Genomic DNA, 14,254 nt, shown 5'->3' with positions numbered 1-14,254 from the left:
GTCCATAATCACTGCCTTATTTTGGCGGTGAGCTTTGGGTGAAGAGTGCTATTCCCCTAAGGGCACCTCCTGCGTTTTGGACCTTACCCATTCGATTCCAGATCAGCATGACGGTGAGTCGATAGTAATACTTGGTAGCATTGGAATGGTCTTTCAGATGCTGAGTCAGAAACCAGCGCACATGCTTGAGTTGCCAGGTCCACGGATTTTCTCGCTGCCATCGTTGTTGGATGGCCGCTTGCATGATTCGAGCTTGCCGTAGGTGGCGTTGCTGGGTGGCATTCGAGCCATGAAGTACGCCGCTCAGGAACAGCGTCATATCGAAGGACTTGGCCACGCTCTTCCTCCAATGTAGGCGGAAACTACATCGATCCGGCTATGCCCGAGCTCCATGCTGATCTGTTGGCGCGCCTGTTGATCAAGGTCGCGGTCAATGCGATAGCAGTGGCCACCATTGATCGGTGCGGCGTGGCCGCTGAGCTGCTCGTAACGCTCGCAGGCGTAGGCTGCCCGCAGTTCATGAAAACCCTTCAGCTCTTGTTTATGCAGCGTTTCGCGGGTGGGGAGCACGGTCTGTTGCAGGAACGCGGCGTAGCTTTCGTTTCGGGCAAGCAAGTTGCGGCTGCCGGTCGGTGCCGCATGACGAGCAAACTGCAGCGCCGCCTTCACCGCTTCATTGGCTATGACCCATCGCGGTGCTGATGCCCCCGAGCGCCCACCTTTGGTGCCGTCCTGGATGTTGATACGGCCCAAGTGTTCGGCTTCGCGTTGCAGTCGCGGCAGGTCAGCCAGGATCGCTTCGCGCAGGCGCATACCGGTTGTTCGGGCCAACAGAACAATCGCGGCCACCCGCTTGTATTGCTGTTCGCCGAGCGCCTCGAGTACTCGCTGCACCTGTTGGTGGTCTTGGCCATCCGGCGCACGGGTGCGTACGTTTGAGCGCTGCTGGCCTAACGCCTGGCTCGGGCTGGCGATCCTCACGTTCTGATCACCGCGCAGCGCAGTGAGGGTACGGTTGACGCTGCTCAGGCGGTTCTGCGCGGTCGCGATGCAGAGTTCACCTTGCTGGATCTGTTGGCGTAGGTAAGCGGCGTAGTCTTGCAGCGTCTGCCTATTAATCTGGCGCGCATCGTTGTAACCGGGGCCTTCCTCTGACCGACACCAACGCACGAACGCTTGCCAGCGATCGCTATGCGCTTTAACCGTGGCGAAGTGGCCGCCGGCAAACAGATCCTTGAGCGCTTGTGGGCCGGCGTAGCTCAGCTGGCGGCCATAGCCAAAGTTACGACCATCACGCCGACCGACCAGAGCCATCATCATCACCGTTTTCGTTGCCTTGCAGAAAGAGCAATAGGGCTTTCCAGTGAGGGCTGAGCCTGTCCATCTGTCGCCAGTGTGTCGGGCGGATCAGAAGGGCGTTCTCCTGGTGCTGCAGCAGTGCCCCCTCCTCACGCAGTTGCTCGATCAGCAGAGCGAGGTTGGCAGGGTCAATTGGTGGTGTGGCGACAGCGGCGACAGTGGCGACAACCCGCGTCGTTTCTGGCCTGGCACGTGGCGACAAAGTGGCGACAGAGGCGGCGACATGCCGCAAATCTGGCTGCGATTGATGTTGCGCCTGGTAGCGGCGCACCGCGTCATTGAGGCGAAACATGGCGGACCTCGAAAGTTTTGGCATCGCGACTGTTCAGCCAGTTATGCGTGATCAGCTCGACGAGCAGTGTGGCGGTGTGATGGCTGCTCTTGCGGGCAAAGCGAGGGCCGTTGCGATTGAGATCGCGGATGGTGAATTGGGTCCAGCCTTTTTGCGTCAGCCAGCGAAGCAGTCGATCCGCTTCCTCACGTAAAGTGTTGATTGGCTCTTGTTCGGTCAGGCGTTGGATCTCCGCCAGGTAGTAATCCATCAGTGTTGAGGCGCGTTGAATATGGGCTTCACTCACTACATTCGCATCTTCAATTACCGCGAGCACACCGGCGATGCGCAGCACATTAGCCGCCGCTTTTCCTGCGACGGATTGGACGCCCGACAGCTCACCGAACTCGCCAGACTGGCATTCGATGGTGTCATGAATATCAATCCAGGCAGTGCGAGCGCTGGGCGTCAGTTCCAGCCTGGCGGGGTTAAGTGAACCGTCTTTGTGCAGCGACAATGGCTTGTCCAGCAGGGAGATGATGCGCGTTTGGTAGCGCTGGACCTTGGTATCTCGCGTCAGGTCGACTGCTTTGTACAAGCGCCGGCCGACCAGACGTTCGGGCCAACTGATCAGGCATCGGCCCAAGATGCCTTGGCCATTGGTCACCGGGTCTTTGAGTAGCTGGTTGGCCAAGTAAGGCTGTAGCATCAAATGCAGGCTGAGGCGGCGATCATAGGCACGCAGGCTTTCTCCGGCCATGGAGCGCGCCCGGTCGATGGGGCTGCCATCCCACAGTGACGACAAGGTGGTGATTGCCTTGAGCAAGTTCTCTTTGCTCATGGTGCTGCTGCCCAAGAATTGGCCACCTTCATCATTGAATAAACCCATGCTGGGTAAGCCATGGCACAGGCTTTTGATCAAGGCTTCGATGGTGGGCTCGGTAATGATCAGTCTTGGCGGTACCGGTTCGGATAACTCACCGCCTTCCGCCTCCGCGTGTTTCTTTGAGGTATTGGGTTTGGCCATGATGCTGGTAGCGGCGCGATAGGCTTTGAGCTTTTCCGCATACAAGGTCCACTGCTGCCGCTCCCAGTCGCGCGCCGCCTTCAGTGCCAGGTGGTCCACTGCGCTTTTTCGATCCCCCGAGGACGCCACCGTCAGTAGGTAGAGGGACAATGGATAGGTTCGGCCATCGAGTTGGACATTGGCATGACCCTGGCTCACCAGAGCAGCGCTGGCCAGCACCGATTGTGCAGCCATGGCGCAGGGCACGCCGATCACTTCGGCCAGTCGTTGGACCGTAGGACCCAACAGTTCTCCGAGTGCTTCGACGGGGTAGGGCAGTGGCGCCTGCTGGTATTCCAGCAATGGTTGTGGTGGCTCGAACGCTTCGCACAGTTGCATCGCTATTCTCCTGAGATTATCGACTTCGTCCTCACTCATCCCGCCACGGTTGTTGAGTGTTATCAGGGATCAAGGCCCCTGCGACCTGTGAGGGTTGTCCTCTCACGCGGGACTGGCGGCTCCTTACGACCGGGAGCTTGGGCATCTCATGATCTGGCCTCCTGAGCACTTCCGAAGAAGTGGGCGGGTGGAGGCTGCATTGGCTGACGAGACCGGCCGCGAGATCCTGAGTCAGGTGAAGGCAGTGAGGCGATGACTGGGGCATGCCTGACTGTCAGTCAGGTGCAGTCCATTCCTTGGGCTGCGGCACCATCATCGGCATCGCTGTGGCGAGTAAGCATTCGGTGTTTGTCACGCCGATTGTCACGAGGGGGAAAGCCGCAAAGGCCCGTGTGAGCAGGGCTGCAGCAGTGGTAGGAGCGCCCGTCTCTTTAGGGGCAAAGAGACGGGCAACAGGTTGGCGCAAGGAAATGGCCAATCGGATAGGTTGCTGCAGGGCAGCTATAAAGGGGTATGAGCTGCCGCAGTGGCACTCTGGTAGAAGTAGGCATCCATCACATCACTGTGAGCGTGCGAGCCGCCGGACGCTAATCGCACTTGGGGAGAACCACCACGATGTGGCGTAGCCTCAAAGGTTCTGGCTACCTGGGTGCTGTCGAGGACAGCGCTGGAACGGTTCTGGTTTAGCGCTCGTTCTGCTGGCGGTCAACCGTATTTTGGGGGTGACTCTTGCGTCCATTGGTAGCGCTGGAAGACCTTGGCGGCCGGTGGTTTTCCATGGCCGGGTGGTCGTTCGTCGGTTTTTAATGTGAGCCCATGCGAGTGGGAATGCGGAGCCTTCCCGCTCGCGTGGGCTTGGCCGAGAAAGCCCCAAGATCGAGGCTTGCAATGGCGACAGTCGCCACACCTGTCGCCATGCTGCAGACCAGGAATTACGCGGGTTGTCGCCAGTGTCGCCGCTGTCGCCAAATCAACCATCACTCTATCTTGGGAGTCATTTTCGGTTACCTGCGGCGTTCGGTGAGCGCTCACCGTATCGGCACGACGTTGTGGTCCCTGGTTTGATTGATCGCAGATGCCGACAGGTTGCCAGTGGCCGCTTTCTGGATGTGCTCACTCCACCAAGCCATCATCGGACGCCGGCGCTCGATGTAGTCCGCTCGGTTGTAAGCGCTTCGGACTTCGTCCTTGTCGACATGCGCCAGCGCGACTTCGATTAGCTCCGGATCCCACCCATGTTCGTTCAAGATAGTGCTGGCCATGGAGCGCATGCCGTGGCTGACCAAGCGGTCCTGAAAGCCCATGCGTTTCAACGCCATGTTGGCGGTCTGACTGTTGGCGTGGGTGCGCGGGTTTCTATCTGCCGGGAACACGTATTCCCTGTGGCCGCTGTGGAGCTTGAGCGTCTCCAGTAACGCGAGTGCCTGTTCGGTCAGTGGGACGGTGTGCGGACGACGCTTTTTCATGCGCTCCGGAGGGATGGTCCAGATGCGTTTGTCGAAGTCGATGTCTGCCCATCGGGTGGTAGCCGCTTCGGCAGGGCGGGTCATGGTGTGCAGTTGCCATTCGATCAGGCAGCGGGTGATCCGCTTGATGCTGGCGTTTGCGATTTCGATCATGAGCTCGGAAAGCTCATCGGGTCGTAGCGCGGCCATGTTCTGTTTCTTGGGTTTCTTGAAGACTGCGCGAATGCCACTGAGGGGGTTCGCAAAGATCAGTCCTGAATTGACCCCATAGGTCATGATCTCGTTGAGCCGTTGGCTCAATCGCTTCACTGTCTCGAGGCTGCCTTTGGCCTCGATTGGTCGAAGCAGTTCGATGACCATTGGTGCGCTGATTTTTGAAAGCGGCGTTGTTTTCAGGTCTGGAAATACATGCAGCGTGAGCGAGCGCCAAATGTCCTCGGCGTAGGCCGGCGTGACCGAGTCTTTCTTCAGCTCGAACCAGGCGGTGGCCACGTTCTCGAAGGTGTGTTCCGTTTCTGCGCGCTTGGCCTCATTCAGCGTATCGCGCTGCACCTTCGGATCGATGCCTTGGGCGAGCAGCTCGCGTGCTTCGACCGCGATCTTTCGGGCGTTCGCCAGCGAGAGCTCTGGGTAGGTGCCCAAGCCCATGTTGATGCGGTTCTTGGTCACCGGTTCACGGTAATTGAAATTCCACAGCAGAGAGCCGTTGCTGCGCACACGGAGCTGCAAACCGTCACCGTCGGTGAGGACGTAATCCTTGGACGCGGGTTTGACTCCCTTGAGCTGTCGATCGGAGAGGCGGAGCGTTTGAGCAGGCATGAGATTTTCCTCAGGCACTGATTCGGTATTCCAAAGATTAGCACCGGATGGGCTGGAATACCGTTTGGAATACCCGAATGGCTGGAACTCAAAAAATCTCAGAAGACCGCAAAAGCGCTGGAGGCCGCGTATTTACTGAATTACAGGCACAAAAAAAGACGTCCGTGGACGTCTTTAGATGATGAAATGGTGGAGCCGGGGGGATTTGAACCCCCGTCCGCCAGTACTCCGCTGTCGGTACTACATGCGTAGCCGTGTCTATTAAGTTAACCCTCAGCGACCCGACGGGCAGGGTGCTTTGGGCGAGTTGTGTAAGTTTTAGCCGCTTCGTCCACAACGTACTGCACGGCGATTCTGTTCTATATGACAATCATTTTGGGTTTACAGACATCCCCTGATGATTGCTGGACCCGAAGGTACCAGGAGTGCATGTCAGCTGCAATTAAGCAGCGAGAGCAGCACCGTATTGGTCGTCATTGGCAACTATAAGTAGTTGCAACAGTGGATTTACGACTTCTGTTACCAAGTCGGCATGCACCTAGAGTTTCGCAACCGGCGTCGAATCCTAAACGGCCCCGAGCCTGGTGCTCTGTGTATCTTGTGAGCAACAAGCCTGCGCAGTGTACGCCAAACGGCTCACAAGGCCAACCCGAAGGTTGGCCTGAGCTTCGATCAGTTGTTGGTTCCGCTGGTTTTGCGGATTTCCAGAATGGTTTGCTGGGTTTCGGCCACGCATTCGTCGATCTTGCCCTGGGCCTTGAGTGCCTGGGCCTTTTGCACACTGGCTTCTACCCGTTGATTCAGGTCGGGTGAGGCCATTGCCTGGGCCTTGGCGTTGTTGATGGTTTGCAGATTGGCATCACACAGATCGGCGGGCTTGTCGGCGGCGAACGAAGCAGACGCCATCATCGAGGCAGTAACGAACAGACCTAACAGTACAGAACGTTTCATATGAATCTCCTTGAACTGAGGGATCCAGACTTCGCTGGCCGTCAGGACGGGCAACCGAATGGAGGACAAGCCCCGATTGTTCGGGGCCTGTTCTGTGGACTGCGGTCGCTCGCAAGGGTTCTATTTTTCTTCAGAGGGCGGTTGCGGGGGCTTTGGCCCGGGTTACCCGGTCCACCAGATACACCAGACCGTGGTAGTCGATTTCACCGTGTTGCGTCAGACCGATCTCACAGGTGCGGCTGGTGGAAATCCCTTCGCTGCATTGTTGCACCGCATCCTTGAGCGTTCGCAGTGAGTGGCTGTTGAGCTCCGGCGTGGTGAAACCCTTGTCGCCGGCGAAACCACAGCAGTGAATGCCTTCCGGGATCACAACGTTCTTGCTGCATTTGCGCGCCAGGTCGATCAGCGCCTGGCTTTCCCCAAGGTGCTGAGTGCTGCAGGTCACGTGAACGGCAATCGGTGCTTCCTGCGGGGTGAACTCGAGCCGGTCCATCAGATGCGTACGGATGAATCGCACAGGGTCATACAGATCCAGGCGAACATTTCCCACATCCTGCACCAGCCGCAACGTGCAGGGGCTGGTGTCGCAATAGATCGGGTCGAGCCCGCCGCGACTGGCCTGGAGCAATGCACTGATCAGCTCCTGACGCTTGTGTTCAGCCTGCTCGGCATAGCCTTTGGACGCGAAGGGCTGGCCGCAGCAGAGGTTGTCCAGATTGTCCGGGAACACCACCTGATAACCGGCCTTTTCCAACAGGCCACGGGTTTTGTCGTACAACGACATCTGCTCTTTGTCGCCCGCTGCCGGCCCCATTACTCGCGAGACGCAGGCCGCCAGATACACAACACGCGGGCGTTCGTCAGACACGGCCGGGCTGAAGCGAATGGCTTTTTCCGGCTGCGGCATCGCGTTGGTCCACAGCGGCACCTGACCTTTGGAGAGCCGCGTCAGGGTCGCTGAAAGCTTCGCCAGACGCGGTGCCCCCAACAACATTCGCGCACCGTTGGCCACATGCAGGGTGAAACGCGCACCTTGCAGGGTGGTGGCGAAATTTCCTTCGATCAAGTTGGCGGTTTTCGTATGCGTGGCTTGACGGCCGCGCAGCTTTTTCACCAGCTCGCCGGTGTTGATGCCTACAGGACAACGTTGCGCACACAAACCGGTCGCGGCGCAGGTATCGATGCCTTGGTAGTCGTAGGCTTTTTCCAGTTCGGTGGTGTCGATTCCGGCACGTTTTCGCGCCTGGATATCGCGCCAGATTACGATGCGCTGGCGTGGGCTCAAGGTCAGGCCTTTCGAGGGGCAGACCGGTTCGCAGAAACCGCACTCGATGCATTTATCCACAATCTCGTCGGCCGCTGGCAGCGGTTTCAGGTGCTTGAGGTGGATCTGCGGATCTTCGCTGAGCACCACGTCCGGATTGAGAATGCCGTTGGGGTCGAGCAGGCGTTTGAGCTGCCACATCAATTGATAGGCGTCGGTGCCCCATTCGAGTTCGACGAAGGGCGCCATGTTGCGCCCGGTGCCGTGTTCCGCCTTCAGCGAACCGCCGAACTCCACGGCCACCAGTTGCGCCACGTCGTCCATGAACGCCTGATAGCGTGCGACTTCTTCCGGGCTGTTGAAGCCTTGGGTGAAGACGAAGTGCAGATTACCTTCCAGTGCGTGTCCGAAAAGGATCGCTTCGTCGTAGGCGTGATTATCGAACAGCTCGATCAGGCGGTTCACGCCGATCGCCAGTTGCTCCACCGGGAAGGTGACGTCTTCGATGATCACCGTGGTGCCGGTCTTGCGCACGGCGCCGACGGCGGGAAAGGTGTCTTTGCGGATCGCCCAGAGGCGGGCGTTTTCGACCGGGTCTTCGGTGAAGTCGACATGCTTTTCCACCGGGAAGCCATTGAGCGACGCCATGATCTGCGCCAGTTGTTCCTGCAGCAAAGTGGAAGAGGCGGCGCGGGATTCGATCAACAACGCGCAGGCATTGTTCGACAGCTGCTGTACGAAATCCGGCATGCCGGGTTTGTCCTGCACCGAGCGCAGACTGCGGCGGTCGAGCAGTTCCACGGCCGACACCGGTTGGCTTTTCAGCACGGTGACGGCGTTGCAGCAGGTTTCCACATCCGGGAATACGATCAGCGCCGAGGCCTTGTTCGGATGGTCGATCACCGTGTCGTAAGTCACGGCGCTGATGAAACCGAGAGTGCCTTCGGAGCCGACCAGCAAGTGGCTCAAGATATCCACAGGCTCATCGAAATCCACCAGGGCGTTGAGCGACAGGCCGGTGGTATTTTTCAAACGGTATTTGTGGCGAATTCGCGCGGCCAGTTCGGCATTGGCGCGGGTCTCGCGGCCCAAAGTCGCCAGACGTTCCAGCAAGTCACCGTGGCTGACTCGAAACGCCGCGACACTGGCGGCATCTTCGGTATCGAGTCGCGTGCCGTCGGCCAGCACCAGACGAATCCCGGCCAGCGTGTGATAGGTGTTTTGCGCAGTGCCGCAGCACATGCCGCTGGCGTTGTTGGCGACGATGCCGCCGATCTTGCACGCGTTGATCGAGGCTGGATCCGGGCCGATCTTGCGTCCGAATGGCGCCAGCCATGCGTTGGCCTGGGCGCCGATGACGCCCGGTTGCAGGCGGATTTGCGTGCCTTGCCCTCGGATCTCACGCGCGTTCCAGTTATCCCCAAGCACGATCAACACCGAATCGCTGATCGCCTGTCCGGACAGACTGGTGCCAGCGGCGCGGAAGGTCACCGGAACCTGATCGCGCTGGGCCAGTTTCAGCAGTGCCACCACTTCATCTTCGGACTCGACGCGGATCACCAGTTGCGGAATCAACCGGTAGAAGCTGGCATCGGTGCCGAAGGCCAGGGTCGACAGCGGATCGTCGAAACGGCGTTCGGCAGGAATCAGTTGCTGCGCATCGCGCAGGAAAGTCGCCGGTAAGGTCATTGGTCCTCCAGGATCAACACCACCAGGTCTTTCGGGCCGTGGGCGCCGTAAGCCAGGACTTGTTCGATGTCGGCGGTCTTCGACGGGCCGGACACCAGCAGCGCATTGGTCGGCATGCCTTGTGCCCACTCGAATTCCTGCTGCACCTGATAGAAATTGTCGCGGATCTGGCTGGCCTTGAGCAGGGCGAAATGCACGGGCGGCACCAGGCTCATCAACCGTGGTTCTTCGCGGGTCGGCCACAGAATCAGGCTGCCGGTGGCGGCAATCGCGCCGAGGGTGCCGGTCAGGCTGGCCGGGGTGTCGTTGAACAACTCGGCTTTCCATTCCTCCATCGGGCGGTCGTAAGACTTCAGCGCCGGCAGATCAGGATTGTTCGCCCAGTGTTGTGTGATGCGCTGCCCGTGAGGTGTAGTCGGTGCAATCAGCAAGCTCGGTAACTGACGGTCGCGCAGCAATTGCGCCAGCAGCGCCGGCCACGCATCAGCGGAAGTCAGGTGGATTTCGGTGTGCACCGCTTCCATCAGTTTGCGCACTTGCGGGATGCGTTGTTCGGCGCTGTAGGTGTAGGGCTGGGTCACCAGATCGACGTCGAAGTTGTCGGCAATCGGCGTGGTGCCGGTCAGGCTTTTCCGTAACTTGCCGAGGATGTTTTGCTTGGCGCTCATCGACGGTCTCCTTGTTTGGCCAGGTGTTCGCGAGCCATGTCATGCAGTGAGCGGGCGGCAGGTTTCGGCGCGCTGTGATTCTGCGTCCACGGGCCGACATTGTTCGGCGCCAATGCGCGCAGGCGTGTGGCAAAAAACGCAAACAGTCGATACAAGGTCGGCGAGCTGTTGAGCTTCGCCCAGGCGTTCCAGATAAAACGTTCCTTGCGCGAATATTTGCTGCCCTGGCCGCGCATCACTTGATGAGGACTGTCGGGGGCTTTGACGTTTTCTTCGCGCAGGCGACGCAGCAACGCGGGGATTGGAATCTTCACCGGGCACACTTCACCGCAGGCTCCGCACAACGAAGATGCGCTCGGGTGATCCGGGACTTTCGCCAGGCCGACCATGTGCGGGGTGATGATTTTGCCGATCGGGCCGGGGTAAACCTCGCCGTAGGTATGGCCGCCGACGCGGGTGTAGACCGGGCAATGATTCATGCAGGCGCCGCAGCGGATGCAGTTCAGTGTCTGGCGCAATTCACTGTCGGCAAACGCCTGGCTGCGACCGTTGTCGAGCAGTACCAGATGCACTTCCTGCGGGCCGTCGAGTTCGTGTTCCTTGCGCGGGCCGGAGATCATGTTGACGTAGGTGGTGATCGGAATGCCCAGCGCCGAGCGGGTCAGCAATGACAGCAGCGGCACCACGTCGCGCAGATTTTCCACGACCTTTTCGATGCCGGTGACAGCGATGTGCACCGGCGGCACGGTGGTGGTCATGCGGCCGTTGCCTTCGTTTTCCACCAGCAGCAGGGTGCCGGTTTCGGCCACGGCGAAGTTGACGCCGGAGACGCCGATGTCCGCTTCGAAGAATTTCTGCCGCAGGACCCTGCGACCGATCTGAATGAGTTGGTCAACGTCCTTGGTGTATTCCACGCCAAGTTTGTCGTGGAACAAGGACGCGACCTGACCGGCATTCTTGTGGATTGCCGGCATGATTATGTGTGAAGGCTTCTCGTGGTCGAGCTGGACGATGTACTCCCCCATGTCGGACTCCAGACATTCAATGTCCCGAGCCTCGAGGAAATGGTTCATCTCCATCTCTTCGCTGACCATCGATTTGCCCTTGATCACTTGCCGCGCCTCGTGAGCGCGGATGATCGAAAGGACGATGCCATTGGCCTCGTCCACCGTTTCCGCCCAGTGCACTGTCACACCGTTGCGGGTCAGGTTCTGTTCCAGTTGCTCGAGCAGGTCGGGCAACTTGGAGAGCGCGCGGGCACGGATTGCATTGCCCAGTTCACGCAGGTGTTCTCTTTCGTGGGCGTCGCTGAAAGCCGCTGCCCGCTTGGTCATCAGTGAGTCCATCGCGGTGCGGAAGTTGTTCCGTAACTGCGAATCGCCCAGGGCGTTGTGTGCCCGGGTGCGGAAATCTTCTTCTACGGCAACCGTAGGAATAATCGTGGAAGTGCTCATCGCGCACCTCCGGTTCGTTGCCAGAGGAAGCTCGCCAGGTGTTGCCCGCGCAGCGCTTCCTGCTGTTTTTCCAGCGAGCCGTTGATGTTCATCAAGCAGCCGCAGTCGGCACTGAGTACCTGATGCGCGCCGGATTCCTTCAACGCCCGGGTCTTGTCAGCCACCATCGCGCCGGAAATGTCTGGCATACGGACGCTGAATGTCCCACCGAAGCCACAGCATTCGCTTTCGTGATCGTGGTTGACCCGTTCCACGTTGCTCAACTGCGCCAACAACTCGCGGCCGTGCAGGTGGGTGTTCATTTCCCGTCGCGCCGAACACGAAGTGTGCAGCGCCACTTTTACCGGCTCGCCGTTGTCCTTGAGCTGCACCTTGCAGACGAACAGCAGGAACTCGGCCAACTCGTAGGTGCGGGCCGCGAGGGCCTGAACCTGTTTCAGCGTTTCCGGCTCGTCCTTGAACAAGTCGGCGTAATGCTCGCGGATCATCCCGGCGCACGAACCCGACGGCACCACCACCGGACAGTCCCCGGCAAACAGCGCCAGTTGCGAGCGTGCCACCGTCCGTGCCTGCTCGGTGTAACCCGAGGTGTAGGCCGGTTGTCCGCAGCAGCTCTGCCCTTGCGGGTAATCGACCCGGATGCCTTCGCGCTCCAGCAAGTGGATCGCGTCCATCCCGGCTTCCGGGTAGAACAGGTCGACCACGCACGTGCCGAACAGGTAGACCCGCGACGGTTTCTCGCTGGGATATTGCCGGGGTTCGGGCAGTGGCGGTGCGACGCGAGTGGCGTTGGGCACAGCGTTGTAAAAAAGCTCGCTCATCAGGCGTGTCTCCGGGTGGGCCCGGTTATCCGTCTGTTGAGGCTGCTGAATATAGAGCGCGTTGCTTTCAGCAGCCTTACAGACCGGGTTGTGAATTGCTGACGCCGGAATCACGAACCGGCGTCGGTTATTTCCATGTCGCTTGTAGTCTTAATGCACCAGCATGCCGGTGAACCAGTAGGCCTGAGCCAAAGTGATCAGGCCGACGATCGTGGCAAAGAATAGGCTGTGCTTGAGGGTGAAGCGGAACAGATCGGATTCCTTGCCCACCAGACCGGTCGCGGCGCAGGCCACGGCGATCGATTGTGGCGAGATCATCTTGCCGGTCACGCCGCCGCTGGTATTGGCCGCCACCAGCAAGGTGTCGTTGACCCCGATCTGGTGCGCGGTGGTCGCTTGCAGCGAACTGAACAGGGCGTTGGATGAGGTATCGGAGCCGGTCAGGAATACGCCGAGCCAGCCGAGGAACGGCGAGAAGAACGGGAATGCCGCGCCAGTCGCCGCCAGCACCAGAGCCATGGTCGAGGACATGCCGGAATAGTTGGTGACGAAGGCAAACGCCAGCACCATGCCGATCGACAGAATCGGCCAGCGCAGTTCGTAGAAGGTCTCTTTCAAAGTGGTCAGACCAGTTTTGAAGTTGGTCTTCAGCACCAGCATCGAGATCAGCGCGGAGAAGAAAATCGCCGTGCCGGTCGCGGAAATCGGGTCGAGTTTGAACACGGCTGGAATCGCGGTCGGAGCGGCAACAATCGGTGCGGTCTTTATCACCAGTTGATCCAGGTGCGGGATCGCGAAGTTGAACACCCAGGCGTACATCGAACCGCCGGCGGCGAACATGGCCTTGAAGGGCTTGAGGGTCCAGATGGTCACCAGCACGGTGAGGATCAGAAACGGCGACCACGCCTTGAAAATTTCCCCAAGGCTGTAAGGCGAAGCGACGGTGGTGCGCTTCTGGCCGAAACCGCCGACGCTGGCAGTCACTACCGAAGCGGAAACGGCACCGGCAATGTGCTGGCCGGCGGCACGTTTCGGCTGCCAGACCTTCAGGAACAGGGTTAGCGAAATCAGGCTGGCCAGGGCCGACGTGATGTCCGGCAGTTCCGGGCCGATGAAGTTCGAAGTGAAGTATTGGGTGACGGCGAAGCTCAGGCCGGCAACCAGTGCGGCTGGCCAGGTTTCACGCACGCCGCGCAGGCCGTCCATCATGAACACCAGCCAGAACGGCACGAACAGCGACAGCAGCGGCAGCTGGCGGCCGGTCATGGCGCCGATCTTGAACGCGTCGATGCCGGTGACTTGCCCGGCCACGATGATCGGAATCCCCAATGCGCCGAACGCAACCGGTGCGGTGTTGGCGATCAGGCACAGGCCTGCGGCGTACAGCGGGTTGAAGCCCAGGCCTACCAGCAGCGCAGCGGTAATCGCCACTGGCGCACCGAAACCGGCGGCACCTTCCAGGAATGCGCCGAAGCAGAAACCGATCAGCAGCACCTGCAGACGCTGGTCATCGGTGATCGACAGCACCGAGCTGCGGATGACCTCGAACTGACCGCTCTTGACCGTGAGTTTGTACAGAAACACCGCCGCCACAATGATCCAGGCAATCGGCCACAGACCATAGGCGAAGCCATATCCGGCGGCGGCAAACGCCATGTCCACCGGCATCCGGAACGCGAAGATCGCCACGGCGATGGCCAGGGCGAGCGTGATGCTGCCGGCTACATGACCTTTGAGGCGGAACACCGCCAGGGCGAGGAAGAAGAAAACGATGGGGATGACGGCCGCGAGTGCGGACACGCCGAGACTGCCGAGCGGGCTGTAGAGCTGTTGCCAGGTTTGCATATGGGGTGGCCCCTAATTGTTGTTGGTCAGGCACTGTCAGCGTTCTTGGTTAATTGGTAAGACCAATTTACAATCGCTGTTGGCTAGGGTAAAAGCCTTGATATCGGTGTGTCAATTTGCCGCCCTAAAACTTTTGTCGAATCACCGGTGCAGAGCTCGATCTGATCCGGTCGCCCAAGTGTCATCTGGCAGGTGTCGGCAACGCGCCGATAGGCCAGAATAGAGAGCCCGGCGAGCGGTCG

General features: G+C 59.6%; 11 protein-coding genes and 1 other RNA gene. All 12 read right to left on the bottom strand.

Translation table 11 applies throughout. From position 1 onward, the window contains the following. Positions 1-16 precede the first annotated feature (16 nt). Positions 17-337: a hypothetical protein gene (locus K5E37_RS16025; protein WP_311776182.1), complete on the bottom strand. Its 321-nt coding sequence runs from the start codon at positions 335-337 to the stop codon at positions 17-19. Further along, entirely contained in the window at positions 316-1,314 is a 999-nt protein-coding gene (locus K5E37_RS16020; protein WP_221534466.1) for an integrase domain-containing protein, read from the bottom strand. The genes K5E37_RS16025 and K5E37_RS16020 overlap by 22 nt, the downstream gene beginning before the upstream one ends. Beyond that, positions 1,292-1,651: a hypothetical protein gene (locus K5E37_RS16015; RefSeq protein WP_221534428.1), complete on the bottom strand. Its 360-nt coding sequence runs from the start codon at positions 1,649-1,651 to the stop codon at positions 1,292-1,294. Before K5E37_RS16015 ends, K5E37_RS16020 begins: the two co-directional genes overlap by 23 nt. Then, on the bottom strand, positions 1,635-3,035 hold the full coding sequence (locus K5E37_RS16010) for a YfjI family protein (RefSeq protein ID WP_221534464.1): 1,401 nt from the start codon (positions 3,033-3,035) through the stop codon (positions 1,635-1,637). The genes K5E37_RS16015 and K5E37_RS16010 overlap by 17 nt, the downstream gene beginning before the upstream one ends. 1,028 nt (positions 3,036-4,063) lie before the next feature. Further along, positions 4,064-5,320, bottom strand: a complete 1,257-nt coding sequence (locus tag K5E37_RS16005; protein WP_221534427.1) for an integrase domain-containing protein — start codon at positions 5,318-5,320, stop codon at positions 4,064-4,066. Between the two features lie 187 nt (positions 5,321-5,507). Continuing rightward, positions 5,508-5,897, bottom strand: a transfer-messenger RNA (tmRNA) gene (ssrA, locus tag K5E37_RS16000). Between the two features lie 95 nt (positions 5,898-5,992). Further along, positions 5,993-6,271, bottom strand: a complete 279-nt coding sequence (locus tag K5E37_RS15995) for a hypothetical protein (RefSeq protein ID WP_007953788.1) — start codon at positions 6,269-6,271, stop codon at positions 5,993-5,995. A gap of 130 nt (positions 6,272-6,401) precedes the next feature. Further along, the gene (locus K5E37_RS15990) at positions 6,402-9,224 is read right to left on the bottom strand and encodes an FAD-binding and (Fe-S)-binding domain-containing protein (RefSeq protein WP_221534426.1); all 2,823 of its coding nucleotides are present in this window, start codon (positions 9,222-9,224) and stop codon (positions 6,402-6,404) included. Then, the gene (locus K5E37_RS15985) at positions 9,221-9,892 is read right to left on the bottom strand and encodes a lactate utilization protein (protein WP_221534425.1); all 672 of its coding nucleotides are present in this window, start codon (positions 9,890-9,892) and stop codon (positions 9,221-9,223) included. The genes K5E37_RS15990 and K5E37_RS15985 overlap by 4 nt, the downstream gene beginning before the upstream one ends. Continuing rightward, positions 9,889-11,346, bottom strand: a complete 1,458-nt coding sequence (locus K5E37_RS15980) for a LutB/LldF family L-lactate oxidation iron-sulfur protein (protein ID WP_221534424.1) — start codon at positions 11,344-11,346, stop codon at positions 9,889-9,891. Before K5E37_RS15980 ends, K5E37_RS15985 begins: the two co-directional genes overlap by 4 nt. Further along, on the bottom strand, positions 11,343-12,167 hold the full coding sequence (locus K5E37_RS15975) for a (Fe-S)-binding protein (RefSeq protein ID WP_221534423.1): 825 nt from the start codon (positions 12,165-12,167) through the stop codon (positions 11,343-11,345). Before K5E37_RS15975 ends, K5E37_RS15980 begins: the two co-directional genes overlap by 4 nt. Positions 12,168-12,317: 150 nt before the next feature. Next, positions 12,318-14,012 carry a lactate permease LctP family transporter gene (locus K5E37_RS15970; protein ID WP_221534420.1) on the bottom strand — a complete coding sequence of 565 codons (1,695 nt, stop codon included), beginning with the start codon at positions 14,010-14,012 and terminating at the stop codon, positions 12,318-12,320. Positions 14,013-14,254: the final 242 nt, after the last annotated feature.

It is taken from the genome of Pseudomonas sp. RIT778 (assembly GCF_019718735.1).
In the GTDB taxonomy this organism is placed as follows: domain Bacteria; phylum Pseudomonadota; class Gammaproteobacteria; order Pseudomonadales; family Pseudomonadaceae; genus Aquipseudomonas; species Aquipseudomonas aphyarum.
This window is presented reverse-complemented; position numbering and strand designations above follow the sequence as displayed.